Raw genomic sequence first — 16278 nt, forward strand, 5'->3', positions numbered from 1 at the left:
GAATCGTTTATATCAATCCTTAATATCCCGCAGTGGACGGTTTGATTCTGAATAAGATAGCAAACATCACAGGCACGACAATCAGAGTCAGTACCGTAGCAAAGCCTAAGCCCGCCATGATGGTGATCGCCATCGAGCCAAAGAATGCATCAAAGACTAGTGGAATCATGCCTAAAATAGTGGTCAATGCCGCCATAGATACTGGACGTACACGGCTGATGGCACTGTCTACTACCGCTAGGTATGGGTCTTTTCCTGTCTCCAATTCACTATTGATTTGGTCTAGTAGAACAATCCCGTTCTTCAAGATCATGCCACTCAAGCTGAGTAAGCCCAAGAATGCTGTGAAGCTAAATGGCATGTTGGTACTCAACAGACCAATTGATACACCGATGATCGACAGTGGCACTGTAAACCAGATAACCAAAGGCTTACGTACCGAGTTAAACAGCAGCATAGTGATGATGAACATCAATAGGTAACCCATTGGCAGTGAGCCAAAGAGTGACTCTTGCGCATCCTTAGACGATTCGTATTCACCGCCCCACTCGATGCTGTAACCTGAAGGAAGTGGTAGTGCTTCAATTTTCGGTTGTACTCGAGCAAATAAGCTTGCCGGTGTTTCATCGCCTAATACGTCATGGTCAGCCAATACTGTTAACGTACGTTTACGGTTCTTACGTTGAATCAGAGGCTCCGACCATTGCAGTTCCACACCGTCAATCACTTGTTCAACTGGGATGTAAGTCTGCAGTGATGGACTCCAGATCTTCACGTTGTTTAATGATTCAAAATCAAAACGTTCTTCTTCTGGCAAACGGGCAACGATAGGCAGCATGTGTGTACCGTCACGCAGCAATCCGATGTTGTATCCGCCAAACGCCATTTGCAGTGTATGAGACAAGTCTGCCTTTGAAATGCCTAGGCGACGCGCCTTAGATTCATTAAATAGAGGCACCAACTCTTTGGTACGCTCGCGCCAGTCGTGGCGTACGTTGCGAGCACCTGGATCTGCAAGCAGGATGTTTTCTACGTCAGTTGCAATAGTGCGCAGTACATCTGGGTCTGGGCCAATAACACGCGCCTCGATTTTAGACGCCGGTGATGGACCAAACTCAATCAACTTGAACTGGAACGTTGGCTGTTCAAACTCAATCGCCAGCTTTTCATCAAGCTTTTCAAGTGTCGCGAACATGGTGTCACGATCAGTCGTTCTTACTTGCAGTTGAGCGTAGGCTTCATAGCTCTTTTCTGGTTGGTAAGTCAGGGCAAAACGCTGCATGCCTTGACCCGCCGTTGTAGTTACAAACTCGACATTGTCCAACTTGCGAATGTAGCTCTCTACTTTCTCTGTTTGCTTAATAGTTTCACGAATATCCGTGCCTTCTGGCATCCACATATCAACGTAGAACATTGGTGTATTCGACGCAGGGAAGAACTGCTGCTTCACCATACCGAAGCCAACAACCGATACAGCCAATAGACCGACCATGCTCGCAACTGTCAACCAACGGAATCTCAATGCAAACTTAAGCATCGCGCCAAATACGACAAACAAGATACCTTTATATGGGTCTTCATCTGTACCTGTTTTGTCTTCTTCCTTGAGCATTAAATCGGCTAGGAACGGTGTCAATGTTAGAGCGGTAATCCAGCTTAGGAAAAGTGAGAAACACAATACCCAGAACAATGAGCCCATGAACTCGCCGGTTGCATCTTTCGACAGGCCGATAGGAGCAAACGCTGTAATCGCAATAATGGTCGCACCTAACAGTGGCCATTGCGTTTGAGTCACAATGTCTTTCGCAGCTTGTAGCTTAGTTTTACCCTTCTTAAGTCCAACCAAGATACCTTCAACCACAACAATGGCATTGTCCACCAGCATACCTAGCGCGATAATCAAAGCACCCAATGAGATTCGGTGCAGTTCTACCTCGTTGTAGTCCATCAAAATAAAGGTACCAAACACCGTAAGCAGAAGAACTAGACCGATAATTAAGCCGCTGCGCAAACCCATCGCAAACAGTAGAACAACGATTACAATCGCTACCGCTTCTACCAAACTGATGATGAAGTCCGATACGGACTTATCAACTTCTTGCGCTTGGTTGTAGAAATAGTTCAGCTCAATGCCCGCTGGTTTGATCGACTCAAGACGTTCAAGTTCTGCGTCTAGCGCTTGACCAATCTCAACCACGTTTACGCCAGAAGAGAACGCAATACCGATGTTGATTGCAGGCTTGCCGTTATACGTCAGCACATTACCCGGTTTTTCCGCGATACCTCGTGTTACCGTCGATACATCTTTCAGACGAATCAGGTTACCCGTGTCACGTCCGTGGATGATCAAGTTTTCTAACTCTTCAACTGTGCTTAGCGTTCCGTTTGGTTTAATTGCAAGGCTTTGGCCATTGAGCATCACCTCACCAGAAGAAACCACACTGTTCTGTTGAGCAAGCAGAGAAGTCACTGTCGTCATGTCCAAGTTAAGTGCAGCTAAGCGCTCAAGAGACATCTCAACAAACAGTTGTTCCTGCTGATCGCCAGCAATGCTGACTTTACCAACACCGTCGACAAGCTCTAACTCACGAGTTAGATAATCTGCGTACTGTTTTAGCTCAACATAGTCGTAGCCATCACCAGTCAGCATTAGCATTACGCCAAATACATCACCGAAGTCATCAATAATCTGAACAGACTGCACGCCACTTGGAAGTGTTGGTTGTAGATCGTTGATCTTACGACGCATTTCATCCCAGATCTGAGGTAGCTCATCAGGACCGTAGTCCATCTTCATGCTGACCATGATCTGCGACATACCGTCTGAAGAGGTAGACGTAATCTTATCGATATAAGGGAGTTGGCGAATCTCTTTCTCTAGCGGATAGGTCAGCTCCTCCTCTACTTCCATAGAGCTTGCGCCCGGATAGATAGAGATGATCATTGCATCTTTAATCGTAAATGCTGGGTCTTCTAAACGTGAAAGGTTGCTAAAAGAGCTCACACCACCGATAGCTAAAATAACCAGAAACAGCCAGCTAATAACTTTGTTTTTTATTGAATATTCTGCGATGTTCATTCTGCTTTTCCTGACAATTTCATTCCATCACGTAATTTGCGTAAGTTGGAGTTGATCAGTTGATCACCCTGCTCTACACCATGTGCGATAAGCGCACCTTGACCGCTGATTTTTTCTACCTCAACTAGGTTTTTATAGGCTTGGCCATCTTCGAGTTTCCATACATAAAACTCATTGGCTTCCGAGCCTGCTTGTAGGGTGGTCATAGGCAGTTGATAACCTTGCACATCGCTCAAACCCGCTTTAGCCATATCAACGTTCACCGTAACGCTAGTACCTGGCATGACTGGAGTTTCAAGCTGTGGCATCGACATCCAAAACTCGTAAGTTCTCGATTGCGGGTGCAATTCACTAGTGTGCTCTAAATAAGTCAGAGGGTAAGAGCCTTCAATGCCACCAAAAGTCGCATTCGGGCGATAACTGCTAGAGCGCATATCTGGGCTAATCGCAGCCAAAATTGAGTCTGAAACTTGAATGCGCACATACACCTTATCGTTTTGATAGAGGTTCAGCAGTGTTTCACCCGGAGTGGTATTTTCAAATTGCTTTTTATCGACTGTAGAGACAGTACCGGTGAACGGTGCGTGCAGCTCGGTGTACCCCAGCGCTTGTTTAGCCGACGCCAAATTGGCAGACGCAAGCTTAAAGTTCGCCGTCAGCTGATCAAATTCAGACTTTGAAAGCATCTTGCTGGCAAACATTTCTTTACCACGCTCTAGCTGCTTATGAGCAAGATCATATTGAGACTGTGCATCTACTACATCTTGACGGTAAGTGTCGCCATCAATTGTCGCTAAAAGCTGCCCTTTCTTAACCACGTCGCCCGCTTCTACGAGCACTTGGTCAATCTCACCGGCGATGCGAAATGCCAATGGTGTCAATTCTGCAGCCATCACTTGGCCGTTGAAATTACGGAATTGCTCTTTAAGAGGTGCCTTCACTTCAAAAGTCGATACCGTTAGTGTTGGCTGCTCTCTGTGTACGGTTTCGTTATTACACGCAGCAAGTGCCAGCGTTGAAGCAACAACGACCGCTAATTTATTGAATTTCATTAAATTCCGCCCTCACGCGTCCACGCTTTTACTTGCTGTCCATCAACCAATGCATCTACGCCCGCTTCAACAATTAAGTCGCCGCCCATGAGGCCACCGACAACGCGACCATTTTCATTCAGCGCAACAGTCACTTTTGAGATCATTTGAGATACAGGGTCGTAACGCCACAGTTCGCCTTGGGTTTCTTCTTTGGTTACCCATGCAGAATCTACGATACCGATGCCTTTTTCATCGGTGGATTTTTGAACTTCAACTTGAGCTGTCATACCAGAGAGTAAATTCAACTCAGCTGGCTTTTGAATTGATACAACCGCTTGGTAGCTGTTTGTATCTTCGTCCGGTTGTGTCGAAATCTCTTTGAAGCGTGTTGGAATGCGAGTCCCGCGATGGCTGTCCATCACAACCCACATGTTGGATTGAATAAAATCGCTAATGCTACGATCTTCCAGTTTGGCAACAGGGACCGAGAAAGTAACGTCCATAGCACCGTGATTCAAAATGTTGAGAACTGGCTGTTTCTCTCCGATAACTTGATGTTGCTTGCCAAAAACCATAGACACAACACCATCAAAAGGCGCCACTAGCTTTGTATAACCTAGGTTGGTTTTCGCTTGCTCAAGTTCTACACCAGCAGCTGTGTAGTTATTCACTGCTTGGTCGTAGTAATCGGTACTCACCAGCTTCTTAGCATAAAGTTCTGAAGCTTGTTGGTACTGACTATTTGCAAGATCGTACTTTGCCTGCGCTGCATCGAGTGCGATTCGGAAATCTGTCGAGTCTAAAACAACCAGTGTCTCGCCCTTTTTGACATCTTGCCCCATGCGAACTGCGAAGTTTTCGATCTGACCACCCACTTGAAAAGAGAGTGCTGCGCGGTCGGTTGCATCCACTTTAGCTATGTAGCTATCAAGCTCGATATTGGTCTGTTTCGGGATCTCCAATAACTTCACTGGCTTGATAACCAGTTCATTTTCTTCTGATTGTACTTTGTTACATCCGGTCAAGGAGCTCGCTAGGAGGATGACTGCTACAACAGCTCCTAGCGTCTTTACCGGTTTGGCTCTGAAAGATGATTTGGACTGCATTAAGCGGCTCCATTTAATTATTATGATTTACTACACAGGTGTGCAGTATATTTAAATTAACGGAATTAACAAGCTTTACTTTCCACCTGTGCAGTATTTTTTATTTCGACAAAAACAGTGTAGAATTAGAACATCATCCTAATTTGCGAAATGACAATGACAGAAAAAATGACGATGACTGAAAAGAAGCAAGGCCGTAGAAGTGCCAAAGATGCTGAAGAAACACGTTTTCAGATCATGACCATTGCGGCAGAGTTGTTCTGCGACCAAGGCTACGAGCGCGTTTCGTTGCGTAATATCAGTGATAAGGCGGGCGTTTCTCACAGCTTGATCCGTCATCACTTTGGTAGCAAAGAGAAGATTTGGCACGCGATCAGCGATTGCTTGCATGCGTATTTTCAAGCTTACATCGCTAAGATCATGCAAGAGTTGCCAAAAGACGTAACGCCAAAGGTAACCTTGTATCTGTTTTCGATGCGACTGTTCACCAATATGATCCACTCTCGTAGACCGATGCAGTTGATTTCGGACTCAGTACGACAGGAAGACAATCTGGTTGACTATTTCATTGATAACGTCGGTGACATCGAGCAAGAGATCAACATGCTTGCAGATGAATACAACGCTGCTTACCCAGAGCACCCAATCAACATTTATGAAATTAAATGGCAGATGATCATCTATGCCAACGCCGCCGTGTGTCTAACTCCATTTATGGAAAGCACATGGAATGAAGGTGATATGGTTGCTACCCCTGACGAAGCATTGATGAACCATTGGCAGATGTTTAACAAACAGATGATCAACACCTACAAGGTTGACGAAGAATGGGTTCTAAATCCGAACACGCTTGAAGAGCTGATTTACGACGTACCGTGTGTGTGGAAATGCAACCCTGAGCACCACGAGTAGCAATAAATCAAGTAGTTAGGTTTACAGATACTTACGTTTTATAGATACATAGCAACGTAAGTCGACCTTCAATCGGAAGATACAAAAAAGGCGCTATGGATAATATCCACAGCGCCTTTTGTATTTCTGAACCGTTACACGAGCCTTAACGGCGCGCTTTACCACGGTTTTGATGGATCTTGAGCTTCGCCTTCATCTTGCGTTTTTCAGATGAACGGCTCTTACTACGACGACCTGTACGCTCTGGTTCAACTTCCTCAATCAAGCTAGGCTCAAAGCCCTGTAGCCACTCTTGTGGTAGGCGCTTATCAAGCAAACGCTCAATCGCTTCAAGCAAGTACTCTTCGTCTCTGCTCATTAAAGAAACCGCCAAGCCGGTGTTGCCAGCTCGACCTGTACGCCCTATGCGGTGAACATAATCTTCTGCCTTGTAAGGCATATCATAGTTTACAACCTGTTCCAGTTGTTGGATGTCAATACCACGTGCCGCAACATCGGTTGCAATCAAAGCTCGGACTTTACCTGACTTAAAGTCATCCAGTGCCTTTTGGCGAGCACCTTGGCTTTTATCACCATTGATTGAAGCTGCTTTGATACCATCTAACTTCAACTCTTTAACTAACGCATCAGTACCTTGCTTAGTCTTAGTGAAAACTAGGACCTGCTGCCAGTTTTTAGAGCCGATCAAGTAAGCCAATAGTTCACTTTTGCGCTTCTTATCTACTGGGTAAACCATCTGTTTTACGGTTTCAGCCGTGCTATTGGTTGGCGTTACTTGAATCTCACTTGGAGACTCCATCATACGATGGGCAATAGATTTAATTTTGTTGTCAAAAGTCGCAGAGAAGAACAGTGTTTGACGAACATCATTCATGCGTTTCAATATGCGTTTGATGTCTGGCATAAAACCCATATCAAGCATGCGGTCGGCTTCATCAAGCACAAGAACTTCAGTTTGGCTTAACATGATGTTCTTAGTGAACATGTGGTCAATCAAACGTCCCGGCGTTGCGATCAGAATATCCGCGCCCGCTTTTAGATTGTCGGTTTGAACTTTCATACTAGTGCCGCCATAAGCAACCACAATATTAAGTCCAGTGCCTTCAGCATAACTGGTAATGTTGTCGAAGACTTGCTGTGCGAGTTCGCGCGTCGGCACCAATACCAAAGCTCTCACCAGTTTAGGATTTGGAATCACATTGTCTTGGCTAGCCAACAAACGTTGAATGATTGGTAAACCAAACGCCGCGGTTTTGCCCGTACCTGTTTGAGCACCAGCCAGTACGTCTTTACCTTCTAACACGAGTGGGATCGCCTGCTCTTGCACGCTTGTCGGGGTTGTGAAATTTAGCGTCTGTAATGTAGACAGCAACTGCTCCGAAAGACCCAATTGTTCAAAAGTTTGGTTTGTATCAGACATAAAATGATGCTCAAAGTGGAAATAGGCGCGGATTGTAGCAAACCCCAATGGAACTGTTTACCTTTGACATTGATTTTTCTTTGCTAACATTTCAATTTGCTGTTGCCGATGCTGCCAAGAGCGCTCAAGTACGTCTGGGTAGAGCTCATAAAAGTGACACTGCAACTTATCATAGTTAGCGGCGAGGTCATCAAAGCACTCTTTCAGTACTCCAAGTCTTGGCCTTCGTAAAGACATTCTCTCTAATACCATAGAAATTGAATCCATCGATTCATAACTTTCTAACCAGCGTTGCTGGGACATTTTCTGATGGACCAAAAGGAAGTTCTCAGGCCAATGCGCCTCTGAATCTTGGCTTATCTTACTATGTGAATTCTTACAGAATTGTTTAAGTGAAGAGTTAGAATATTTTGACCAATTTGTGGCTAAGCAGTGATCCCAAAATACATCAAGCGCAATTGGAGCAAAGCGTTGAGTCTCTTTTCTAAACAATGTTTTCGCTTGCTTGGAGATCACATGAGAATCAGTGTAGCTATCGACAAACCGATGCAGTCGAATACCATCAGCTAAGGGTTGAGAATAGTGTTTTGAGGGATCCCCTTTCACAAAGTCACCAAGCAGGTTACCTGCTAAGTCACTGCGACAGTGATTTGCGATATGAAGATGGGCAAGAAAGTTCATTGAACCTCATTAAAGTAGAGCCGATTGGAGACATAGTAAACGTACTCCATAATCTTAGCTAACTTTAATGAGGACATAGGTTAGTTTGACGAGCTAAACATCTCTTCGGCTAATTGCTGAACTGCCTGTTCGTAATCAGAAAGGTCGATGCCAATTTCCATCGCATCTAACAGCTCGAGACTTTCGTCATTAAAATATTGGTCACTCATATTGTGCCCTTCTATTCCTTATCATAGGCTTTCGCTCTTACAACTAAGTGTCTCCATATTGTGCGTTAAATATGACAGATTTATGAAGACACTCCGTGTTTCCCAACAATTTTTAATGCGCTCTTTTTGAGCAGCACACCTCTGTTCTAAATCGGCATTCGCGCTATAGGCTCCATATCTCCGAAGTTGGGTCGCGCGCCCACACTATTACTGGTCACGTCCCACCGACTCAATCTTTTCTTCACCAAACTATGAATCAGATCATAGATAAACGATTGCTTTGTACTTTAAGTTGATTAGAAAAACCCAAGTGTATACATTATTTTACAGTGGATATAAAAAATTACATTTAACCTTGCATTCATTATAAAACTCCCACAAAATGCAGCCAATCCAATATTATTACTGGCTATGGGCGACTTACTCAGTACATAAGCCAAGTAAAAACCACATAACGTAAAGAATTATATACAATGACTAAATCAAAGGTTTTCGGTAGTACTTTGATCATCGCAGGCACCACTATTGGTGCAGGCATGCTCGCCCTTCCACTAGCTTCTGCTGGTATCGGATTTTCAACCTCACTTGTTTTAATGCTCGGCCTGTGGGCACTAATGGCATTCACGGCTCTTCTTATGGTTGAACTACACCAATTTGCGGACTCAGATGCGACGCTGCACACCTTGGCGCATAGCATTCTTGGTAATAAAGGGAAATGGATTGCAAGCTTTGCGGTGATGTTCCTGTTCTATGCCTTATGTGCCGCGTACATTGCAGGTGGTGGCGCTCAGTTTAACCAACGTGTGATGCAGTTAACTGGGCTAGAGATCAGTAGTCAATTGACTACACTGCTTTTCACTATTATTGTTGCGACGGTAGTAACCATTGGTACTCACAGTGTAGACAAGGTTAATCGCGTCCTATTTGGCTTAAAGTTAGTTGCGATGGTGCTAGTGCTTAGCTTTCTTGCGCCAAACGTAACCTCTCAATACTTATTGAGCATGCCGCTACAACAAGGTCTGATTGTTGCAGCAATTCCTGTTGTATTCACATCATTCGGTTTTCACGGCAGCATCCCTTCTATCGTTCGCTACCTAGATGGTGACGTACGCTCACTGCGTAAGGTCATGATTGTGGGTTCGGCACTGCCTCTTATTATTTACGTGTTTTGGCAGAGTGTGACGCTAGGTGTTGTTAGCCAAGAGCAACTTCTGAATGATTCAAGTTTGGGTGCTCTGTTGGTGTCACTTTCTCAAAAAGTACAGCAATCCAATTTAAGCATGATCGTTGGTGTCTTTGCTGACTTAGCACTTTTAACATCTTTCATTGGCGTAAGCTTAGGTCTGTTTGAGTTTATGGGAGACTCTCTAAACGACAAACTGGGCCAAGGTAAACGTATCAAAACGGCGTTAGTAACTTTCGTTCCACCATTGGGTTTCGCGCTTTTCTACCCTCAAGGCTTCATTATGGCGCTAGGATACGCAGCGATTGCCCTTGCAGTGCTTGCAATCCTTTTGCCTACAGTAATGGTCTACAAAGTGCGCTTTACTCAACAACCATCAACTCAAGACTCTAGCACCGTTGCTTACCAAGTAGCAGGCGGCAAGTTGGCACTAATCACTGCAGGTACAGTGGGTATGATCATCATCGCGATTCAAATTATGATTTCAGGTGGTTTGCTGCCTTCACTCGGCTAAATTGATTAATTTATCAAAATTGATTGATCTGGGTCCCAATTATAGAAATTGATTATCATTTAATTTCATAAACAGTCGACCCGGATCACATATTTATTGCGTGCGGTTATTTAAAGTCCTCGTTAAAGGAATTATCGTGGAGTTATCATGAAAGAAGTACAGTTTCGAACGATAGACAAACTGTTTATTAAAATGTCGATCAACGACAAGATGTGGGTTATTTTCCTCATCTTCTTAGTTGCCCTTGGCAGTCTATCAACGAACACCTACCTCAATCAGCTCAGTCAAATTGAACAAAATGCAAAGACTTCAGCTGAACAACAACTCAAGGGTATGTTGTCTGTTTCTGACTCCCCAGAGTCAACACTGTTAACCCGTTCTTCAAGAGCGACTTCAACAGACACATCAATCAACAGTAACGGCTCTGTAACGGCTACCCAACAAGGTAAAGACGGCCAATACTACTCTCTTACTCTACCTGCAACCGATGTTGCCGATCAGAAGCAGAGCGCACTGAATACCTTCTTACTCAGTTTTTTATGGTGTGTTCCTTTTGGCATTTTCTGCTACTGGGTGGCAACCTTCATTGGTGGCGCACTTTGGGTACTTTACTCAACGACAGAAAAGATTGGTGATGGCGACTTGAGCTCTCGTCTTGGTTTCCACCCAGGTCGTGATGAATTCGGTACAATCGGTTGTGCACTAGACCGCTCTATGGACACCTTGAGCGAGCTTGTAAATAACGTCAATGAAAGTGCTGCGACGCTAAGTGAAACCTCTTCTTCGTTCGAAGCAGAAGCGAAGCGTAGTGAAACTCAAATTAGCAGCCAACACGCTTCGCTTGATTCTGTTGCAACAGCAATGGATGAGATGACAGCTTCTGCAAACGAAGTGTCAAACATCGCAGCACGTTCAACCGAGCAAACAGAAAATGATGCTCAAGCGATTAACCAAAGCCACGGTAAAGTTCAGCAAGCTATCGCAGAGATCACTACCCTGTCATCATTGATTGAGCAGGCTTCATCTTCTGTAACGAGCCTTAACGTTAACACAAGCCAAATCAATGAAGTGATCACCACCATCAATGCTATTTCTGAGCAAACTAACCTACTCGCTCTGAACGCAGCTATTGAAGCCGCACGTGCAGGTGAACAAGGCCGTGGTTTTGCAGTTGTTGCCGATGAAGTTCGTACACTTGCGAGCCGCACTCAGTCAGCAACGGTAGAAATCCAAGCGATGATTGAGCGTCTACAACAAGAGAGCCAGAATATTGCGAAGATCACTGAGCAAACTGTTGACCAAGCACAAACAAGTAGCCAGTTGATTTCTAATATCGGTGACGATGTAAACTCAATCTCAGATTCAGCTCGTGCCCTAATGGATATGAGCGCACAAATCGCCTCTTCTGCCGATGAGCAAAGCAACGTAGCTAACAGCATTGCAGCTGAATTGAATGACATTCGTAGCCAATCAGATGTCATCAAAGAAGTTGCTCAAAACACCTCTAATGGCGTTTCGAATCTAACTCGTGCTTCTATTTCACTATCTAAGACCTTAGCGAAATACCGCACTTAAGGCTTGGCTTTGATTCGCAGCTAAAAAATCAAAGAAGGACTCCTCGGAGTCCTTCTTTTTTTGCCATCTCGTTAAACTGAAATGAGCTTCATTTCTTGTTCTGCCGGTTCTCTAAAGAATAAACTATAAAGCACTGGCACAACTCCAAGTGTTAATACCGTCCCGACGATCATACCGAAGATCATCACAATCGACATTGAGTACCAAAATTCACCTCCCGAAAGTGCTAAAGGCACTAGCCCAAGAATCGTGGTTAGTGTTGTCATCACAATTGGTCTCAGACGCGTCATACATGCTAATGTGATTGCACTTCGCACTCCCTCACCCAATTTACGGTTCTGTTCAATACAGTCGATAAGTACGATGCCATTATTAATGATAATACCTGCCAAGCTGAAGATACCGAGCATCGCTGGGAACGTGAAATACGCCCCTGTTATTAACAAACCAGAGACTGCTCCAATCAAAGAGAGTGGGATCGTGAGCAAGATGATCAATGGTCTACGAATCGAATTAAACTGAAGTAGCAGCAGTAGAATCATCACAGCGAAGCATTGAGGAAGATAACCAAACAACGCGCCATTTGCTTTGCTCGCACCTTTAAGCTCCCCTCCCAATGCGATTCTATAGCCCGGAGGTAGCTCAATTCGGTCGAGAGTCGGTTTCATCAGCTTATTGAGTTCGCTGGCTTGCAGGCTCTCATGCTTAACACTGATAGTGACCGTGCGTTCTAGATCAAAGCGACGAATCACCGCTGGCTCGCTGATAGCGACAATTGATGCAAACTGTACCAAAGGTAGAGCTTGGCCATTAGTTGATGACACTATTTGCGTCGTGAACAACTTTTCGAGCGTCTTTTCAGTGTCCGCCGCGCCAACAATTACTGGGATCACATCTTCGTCATTTCTAAAACTGGTCACCTCTTTTCCACGAAGATAACTGTCAAGGCTGGTTGCAATATCTCGGCTGCTCACGCCAGCACGAATCGCTTGAGCTTGGTCTATGTCTAAGACTAGCTTTGGAACATTGTTCTCCCAATCGTTAGCAACACCGACAGCACCTGGTATTTGGCGCAGCGCTAGTTCAATCTTCTTAGCAACGCTCTGTATCACATCGATATCTTTACCAACGACTTGATACTCAACCAATCCGAGTTCACTGCCACCCAGCCACATACGCTTAGCCTGTCCACTCGCTTCAGGAAGCTGCTCCATGATGAATTGATTCGTTTTCTGCACCATATCCAGCGCTGCAGTGTAGTCTGTAGTATTCACCACCATAAATACGCGGTTTGGTGCGCGATCAACCGGAGATAAAGCTAGGAAGAAACGTGGACCACCATTGCCAACATAACGCACCATATTCACAACATCTGGGTTCAGCTTCTTATCAAGCAGCCACTCTTCTAAACGTTTCGATACTCTATCTGACTCTTCCACCTTGGTACCTGCAGGTAAGTCAACAAACACCAGATACTGATTCCGCTCAGAGCCCGGCATGAATTGGACTGTGACGTAACGAAAGCTATAAATCGAGACCGCAAATATCGAGATCACCACGGCCAGAGTACTCAGGCGAAAGTTAAGAATAGCATTAACAAATCGACGATAAGCCAATTGAAGCTTGGATAGCTCAGGCTCTTTATCACCTTTTTCACAATCTTGATTCTTTGGCCTGATAAACCAAACACACAAAGCTGGAGTTGCAAACAAACACAAGAACCATGAAGACAATAATGCGATGGTGATTACTTGCGACAGGGAACGCAAGTACTCTCCAGTCACATCTTGTGCTAGTAGTAACGGCATAAACGCCAAAATCGTCGTTAATGAAGAAGTTAGAAGTGGTACCGCCATCGCTTTTGAAGCTGAAATGGCTGCGTCTACACGCGCTACACCATGAGATATTTTACTCTGGATGAACTCAGCCATAACGATGCCGTTATCCACCAGCAAACCAAGAGAAATAATAATGGCGGCAATCGACATTCTTTGTAATTCAACGCCCCAGATCGACATACCGATAACCGTAAGTAAGATAGTTAATGGGACAATACTGCCGATAATCAACCCCATTCTTAGGCCTAAAAACGCCATCACCACCGCCAATACTACAGCGACAGTTTGCATTAGGTTCGTGGTCGCAGAACTGACTGCCGCGTTAACTTTGTCGGGTTGGAAAGTCGCTAACTCTAACGTCATACCGACAGGTAAATCCCTCTCTACCTGAGCGATAAACTCTTTCACTTTTGTGCCAAATTCATCACTTTGACTACCAGAAGCCATTGCTGCTGCGATGATAACCGCTTTTTTTCCGTTGAAATATACTGGCGTATTAAATGGGTCTTCATAGCCGACTTCAACGTCTGCTAAGTCTCGCAAATAGACGGTATTTCCAGATTCTCGTTCATTGAGATCCAGCTCTAAGATCTCTTCAACAGAGTTAAAATTACCTGTTGGCTCTATCTCAACCTGCATGGTGTCGGTTTCGATCACACCACCAGGAAGTACCACATTACGTGCTTGCAGTGTCGATACGATCTGCCTGAACTGGAACTTTTCATTAGTTAACGCACCGTGTTTAGCATTAACCCAAATTCGCTCTTCATTGACCCCATAAAGTTCTACTTGAGAAACAGTTTGGACACTGCTTAATCTATCTTGGATCGCTTCTGCTGTTTTTCGTAGCTCGTGATGATCGAAGCCATTACCAAACAACGCGATGGTAGCAGAGTAAACCTGTCCAAACTCATCATTGACCATTGGTCCAATTGTGCCGTCTGGTAGACTCCCCTTCATACTATCCATGCGATTTCGGAGCGTGTCCCATATCGGTTGGAGGTTGAAGTATTTGTCATGCACCGTCACGGTGATCTGAGCAACGCCTGTTCGCGACCAAGACTTTATCTCGCTCACTTCTGGAATCTGCTTGATCTCACGCTCTAAGGGCTTTGTTATGAACTTCTCGATGCGGTCTGGCGACATACCTGGAAACTGCGCTACTACCACAGCGCTACGAATCAAAATTTCAGGGTCTTCTTTACTCGGTGCACTTTTAAATGTACTGATACCGAGCACAAATAACATCACTAAAAAGACTTGAGTAAACCGATTATGCTTAAGCGCGAGTTCAGTAATTTTGTACATACTGCGCTCTCCCTACAGGCCTTTCCAAAGGGTCACTTGCTGCCCTTCATATAGATAAGGGATCCCTGCTGTAACAATCTTTTCACCCTCTGATAAGTTATTGAGCACAACTACCTGAGCATTGATATTACGTTTGGTTTTGACGTATCGCTTCTCAAGAGTGTTTGTTACCGGATCAACAACGTAGATAGCCGCATCGTCGCCGTTTAGATCTGGACTACGATCGTTAAAGTCAAACGCTTCTAAAGGCAATAACACCACGTTTGGGCTCTCGCCACCAATTGATAACTCCACATCCGCAGACATACCATTTTTCAATGCCGCATTAGTATCATTGAGTTGAAGCGTTACCGAATAAGCATTTCCACGCTCAACGACAGCACCAATTTCAGAGACGGTTCCAACAAGCTGTGCGTTATTTAGCGCAGAAATCATAACTTGCGCCTTATCACCGTAAGCGACTTCTTTGATCAAAGATTCTGGAACCAAGAAATCCACTTCATAAGCAAAGTCATTCACTAGCTCCATGATCTGCTGACCAGCGCTGATCTTGGTAAACTCATCCACCTTTACTTGGCTAATTTGACCAGAGAATGGGGCGTAAAGCTTTGCTCGTTTAAGGTTAAGTTCCGCATTCGATAAATCGGTCTGTGCAAGGTTCTCTTGCTGCTGTTTGGCATCGAGGTCAGCACGAATAGCGATCAGCTCAGATTCAGAGACAAAGCCTTTAAGGTTAAGTTTTGCAGATCGCTCGTACTTATCTTCCGCTTGCAGTTTAGCTACACGAGCTGCACCTAACGAAGCTTGCGCTTTACGCACAGCCAAGAGCAGGTCGCTTGTCTCTAACTGGGCCAGAACTTGTCCTTTTTCAACACGCTGCCCTTTCGAAACTAAAAGCTCACTAACCGTTCCATTGACTTTGAAACTCAATGGTGAAGTTTGAGCACTGCGTACAATACCGCTCAGTTGACGAGTTTGAGTATGAGATTGAAATACAGCGGTAGTGAATTTCACGCTGCGAATAGACGGACTTTGTTTTTCAGTCGTGTCAGAATTTTGAGGCCCACATCCTGTCAACAGAAGGGCAATAAAGAAAATGATAACTTTCACATTAGAATCCAGTTTATAGTACTGCATTCCAGTATAGCAAACTGTATAATGGTTATCTAATGTAATATCTGTAGCATGAGCTCAGTCGCAATTGAACAAAACTTAAATAAGAAACCTGTTTAAAAATTGGGCTTGGAGGTACTCTAATAGAGCGAAGTTATCGCTTTTGACTTGCTGCAGGTGACCATAATGAATAAAACAGACGCACCAACCGACGACATCACATGCCCGCTTTGCCAACATGATGAATATCTGCTTTCAAACTGTGGAGAGAAATTTACTTGTGCTGCTTGTGGGTTCCATACTAAA

At 44.6% G+C, this 16278-nt stretch carries 11 protein-coding genes; 3 read left to right on the plus strand and 8 right to left on the minus strand.

Annotated features, from left to right (window positions below; genetic code table 11):
- Positions 1-19: 19 nt before the first annotated feature.
- The 3 genes from FIV04_RS22495 to FIV04_RS22505 are packed head-to-tail and all read right to left on the minus strand — an operon-like array spanning position 20 to position 5219.
- Positions 20-3079, minus strand: coding sequence for an efflux RND transporter permease subunit (locus FIV04_RS22495; RefSeq protein WP_152470618.1), 3060 nt, complete (start codon positions 3077-3079; stop codon positions 20-22).
- Positions 3076-4131 (minus strand): efflux RND transporter periplasmic adaptor subunit, encoded by a 1056-nt coding sequence (locus tag FIV04_RS22500; RefSeq protein WP_152470619.1) that lies wholly within the window; start codon positions 4129-4131, stop codon positions 3076-3078. The genes FIV04_RS22495 and FIV04_RS22500 overlap by 4 nt, the downstream gene beginning before the upstream one ends.
- The gene (locus FIV04_RS22505; RefSeq protein WP_152470620.1) at positions 4131-5219 is read right to left on the minus strand and encodes an efflux RND transporter periplasmic adaptor subunit; all 1089 of its coding nucleotides are present in this window, start codon (positions 5217-5219) and stop codon (positions 4131-4133) included. The genes FIV04_RS22500 and FIV04_RS22505 overlap by 1 nt, the downstream gene beginning before the upstream one ends.
- Positions 5220-5387: 168 nt before the next feature.
- Between FIV04_RS22505 and FIV04_RS22510 the strand changes: the two genes are divergently transcribed.
- Entirely contained in the window at positions 5388-6131 is a 744-nt protein-coding gene (locus FIV04_RS22510) for a TetR/AcrR family transcriptional regulator (protein ID WP_032552940.1), read from the plus strand.
- Between the two features lie 145 nt (positions 6132-6276).
- Here the strand turns inward: FIV04_RS22510 and FIV04_RS22515 are convergent, their stop codons facing one another.
- The 3 genes from FIV04_RS22515 to FIV04_RS27340 all read right to left on the minus strand — a co-directional run bounded on the left by FIV04_RS22515 (position 6277) and on the right by FIV04_RS27340 (position 8441).
- Positions 6277-7551, minus strand: a complete 1275-nt coding sequence (locus tag FIV04_RS22515; RefSeq protein ID WP_152470621.1) for a DEAD/DEAH box helicase — start codon at positions 7549-7551, stop codon at positions 6277-6279.
- Between the two features lie 57 nt (positions 7552-7608).
- Positions 7609-8232: an ACP phosphodiesterase gene (locus FIV04_RS22520; RefSeq protein WP_152470622.1), complete on the minus strand. Its 624-nt coding sequence runs from the start codon at positions 8230-8232 to the stop codon at positions 7609-7611.
- A gap of 80 nt (positions 8233-8312) precedes the next feature.
- Complete coding sequence (locus FIV04_RS27340; protein ID WP_255231879.1) at positions 8313-8441, minus strand: hypothetical protein; 129 nt, start codon at positions 8439-8441, stop codon at positions 8313-8315.
- A gap of 473 nt (positions 8442-8914) precedes the next feature.
- On the opposite strand from FIV04_RS27340, the gene FIV04_RS22525 reads away from it, so the two are divergent.
- Positions 8915-10138 (plus strand): aromatic amino acid transport family protein, encoded by a 1224-nt coding sequence (locus FIV04_RS22525; RefSeq protein ID WP_152470623.1) that lies wholly within the window; start codon positions 8915-8917, stop codon positions 10136-10138.
- A 147-nt stretch (positions 10139-10285) separates the two neighbouring features.
- Entirely contained in the window at positions 10286-11713 is a 1428-nt protein-coding gene (locus tag FIV04_RS22530; protein ID WP_152470624.1) for a methyl-accepting chemotaxis protein, read from the plus strand.
- Between the two features lie 71 nt (positions 11714-11784).
- Here the strand turns inward: FIV04_RS22530 and FIV04_RS22535 are convergent, their stop codons facing one another.
- Both FIV04_RS22535 and FIV04_RS22540 read right to left on the minus strand, forming a co-directional pair.
- Entirely contained in the window at positions 11785-14859 is a 3075-nt protein-coding gene (locus FIV04_RS22535; RefSeq protein ID WP_152470625.1) for an efflux RND transporter permease subunit, read from the minus strand.
- A 12-nt stretch (positions 14860-14871) separates the two neighbouring features.
- The gene (locus FIV04_RS22540; protein ID WP_172974303.1) at positions 14872-15969 is read right to left on the minus strand and encodes an efflux RND transporter periplasmic adaptor subunit; all 1098 of its coding nucleotides are present in this window, start codon (positions 15967-15969) and stop codon (positions 14872-14874) included.
- Between the last annotated feature and the right edge of the window lie 309 nt (positions 15970-16278).

This window comes from Vibrio sp. THAF190c, assembly GCF_009363355.1.
GTDB classification, from domain to species: Bacteria; Pseudomonadota; Gammaproteobacteria; order Enterobacterales; family Vibrionaceae; genus Vibrio; species Vibrio fortis_A.

Bases quoted from the DNA above. Each gene is read 5' to 3' on its own strand.
- FIV04_RS22495 (WP_152470618.1), bottom strand. From the start codon at position 3,079: ATGAACATCGCAGAATATTCAATAAAAAACAAAGTTATTAGCTGGCTG.
- FIV04_RS22500 (WP_152470619.1), bottom strand. From the start codon at position 4,131: ATGAAATTCAATAAATTAGCGGTCGTTGTTGCTTCAACGCTGGCACTT.
- FIV04_RS22505 (WP_152470620.1), bottom strand. From the start codon at position 5,219: ATGCAGTCCAAATCATCTTTCAGAGCCAAACCGGTAAAGACGCTAGGA.
- FIV04_RS22510 (WP_032552940.1), top strand. From the start codon at position 5,388: ATGACGATGACTGAAAAGAAGCAAGGCCGTAGAAGTGCCAAAGATGCT.
- FIV04_RS22515 (WP_152470621.1), bottom strand. From the start codon at position 7,551: ATGTCTGATACAAACCAAACTTTTGAACAATTGGGTCTTTCGGAGCAG.
- FIV04_RS22520 (WP_152470622.1), bottom strand. From the start codon at position 8,232: ATGAACTTTCTTGCCCATCTTCATATCGCAAATCACTGTCGCAGTGAC.
- FIV04_RS27340 (WP_255231879.1), bottom strand. From the start codon at position 8,441: ATGAGTGACCAATATTTTAATGACGAAAGTCTCGAGCTGTTAGATGCG.
- FIV04_RS22525 (WP_152470623.1), top strand. From the start codon at position 8,915: ATGACTAAATCAAAGGTTTTCGGTAGTACTTTGATCATCGCAGGCACC.
- FIV04_RS22530 (WP_152470624.1), top strand. From the start codon at position 10,286: ATGAAAGAAGTACAGTTTCGAACGATAGACAAACTGTTTATTAAAATG.
- FIV04_RS22535 (WP_152470625.1), bottom strand. From the start codon at position 14,859: ATGTACAAAATTACTGAACTCGCGCTTAAGCATAATCGGTTTACTCAA.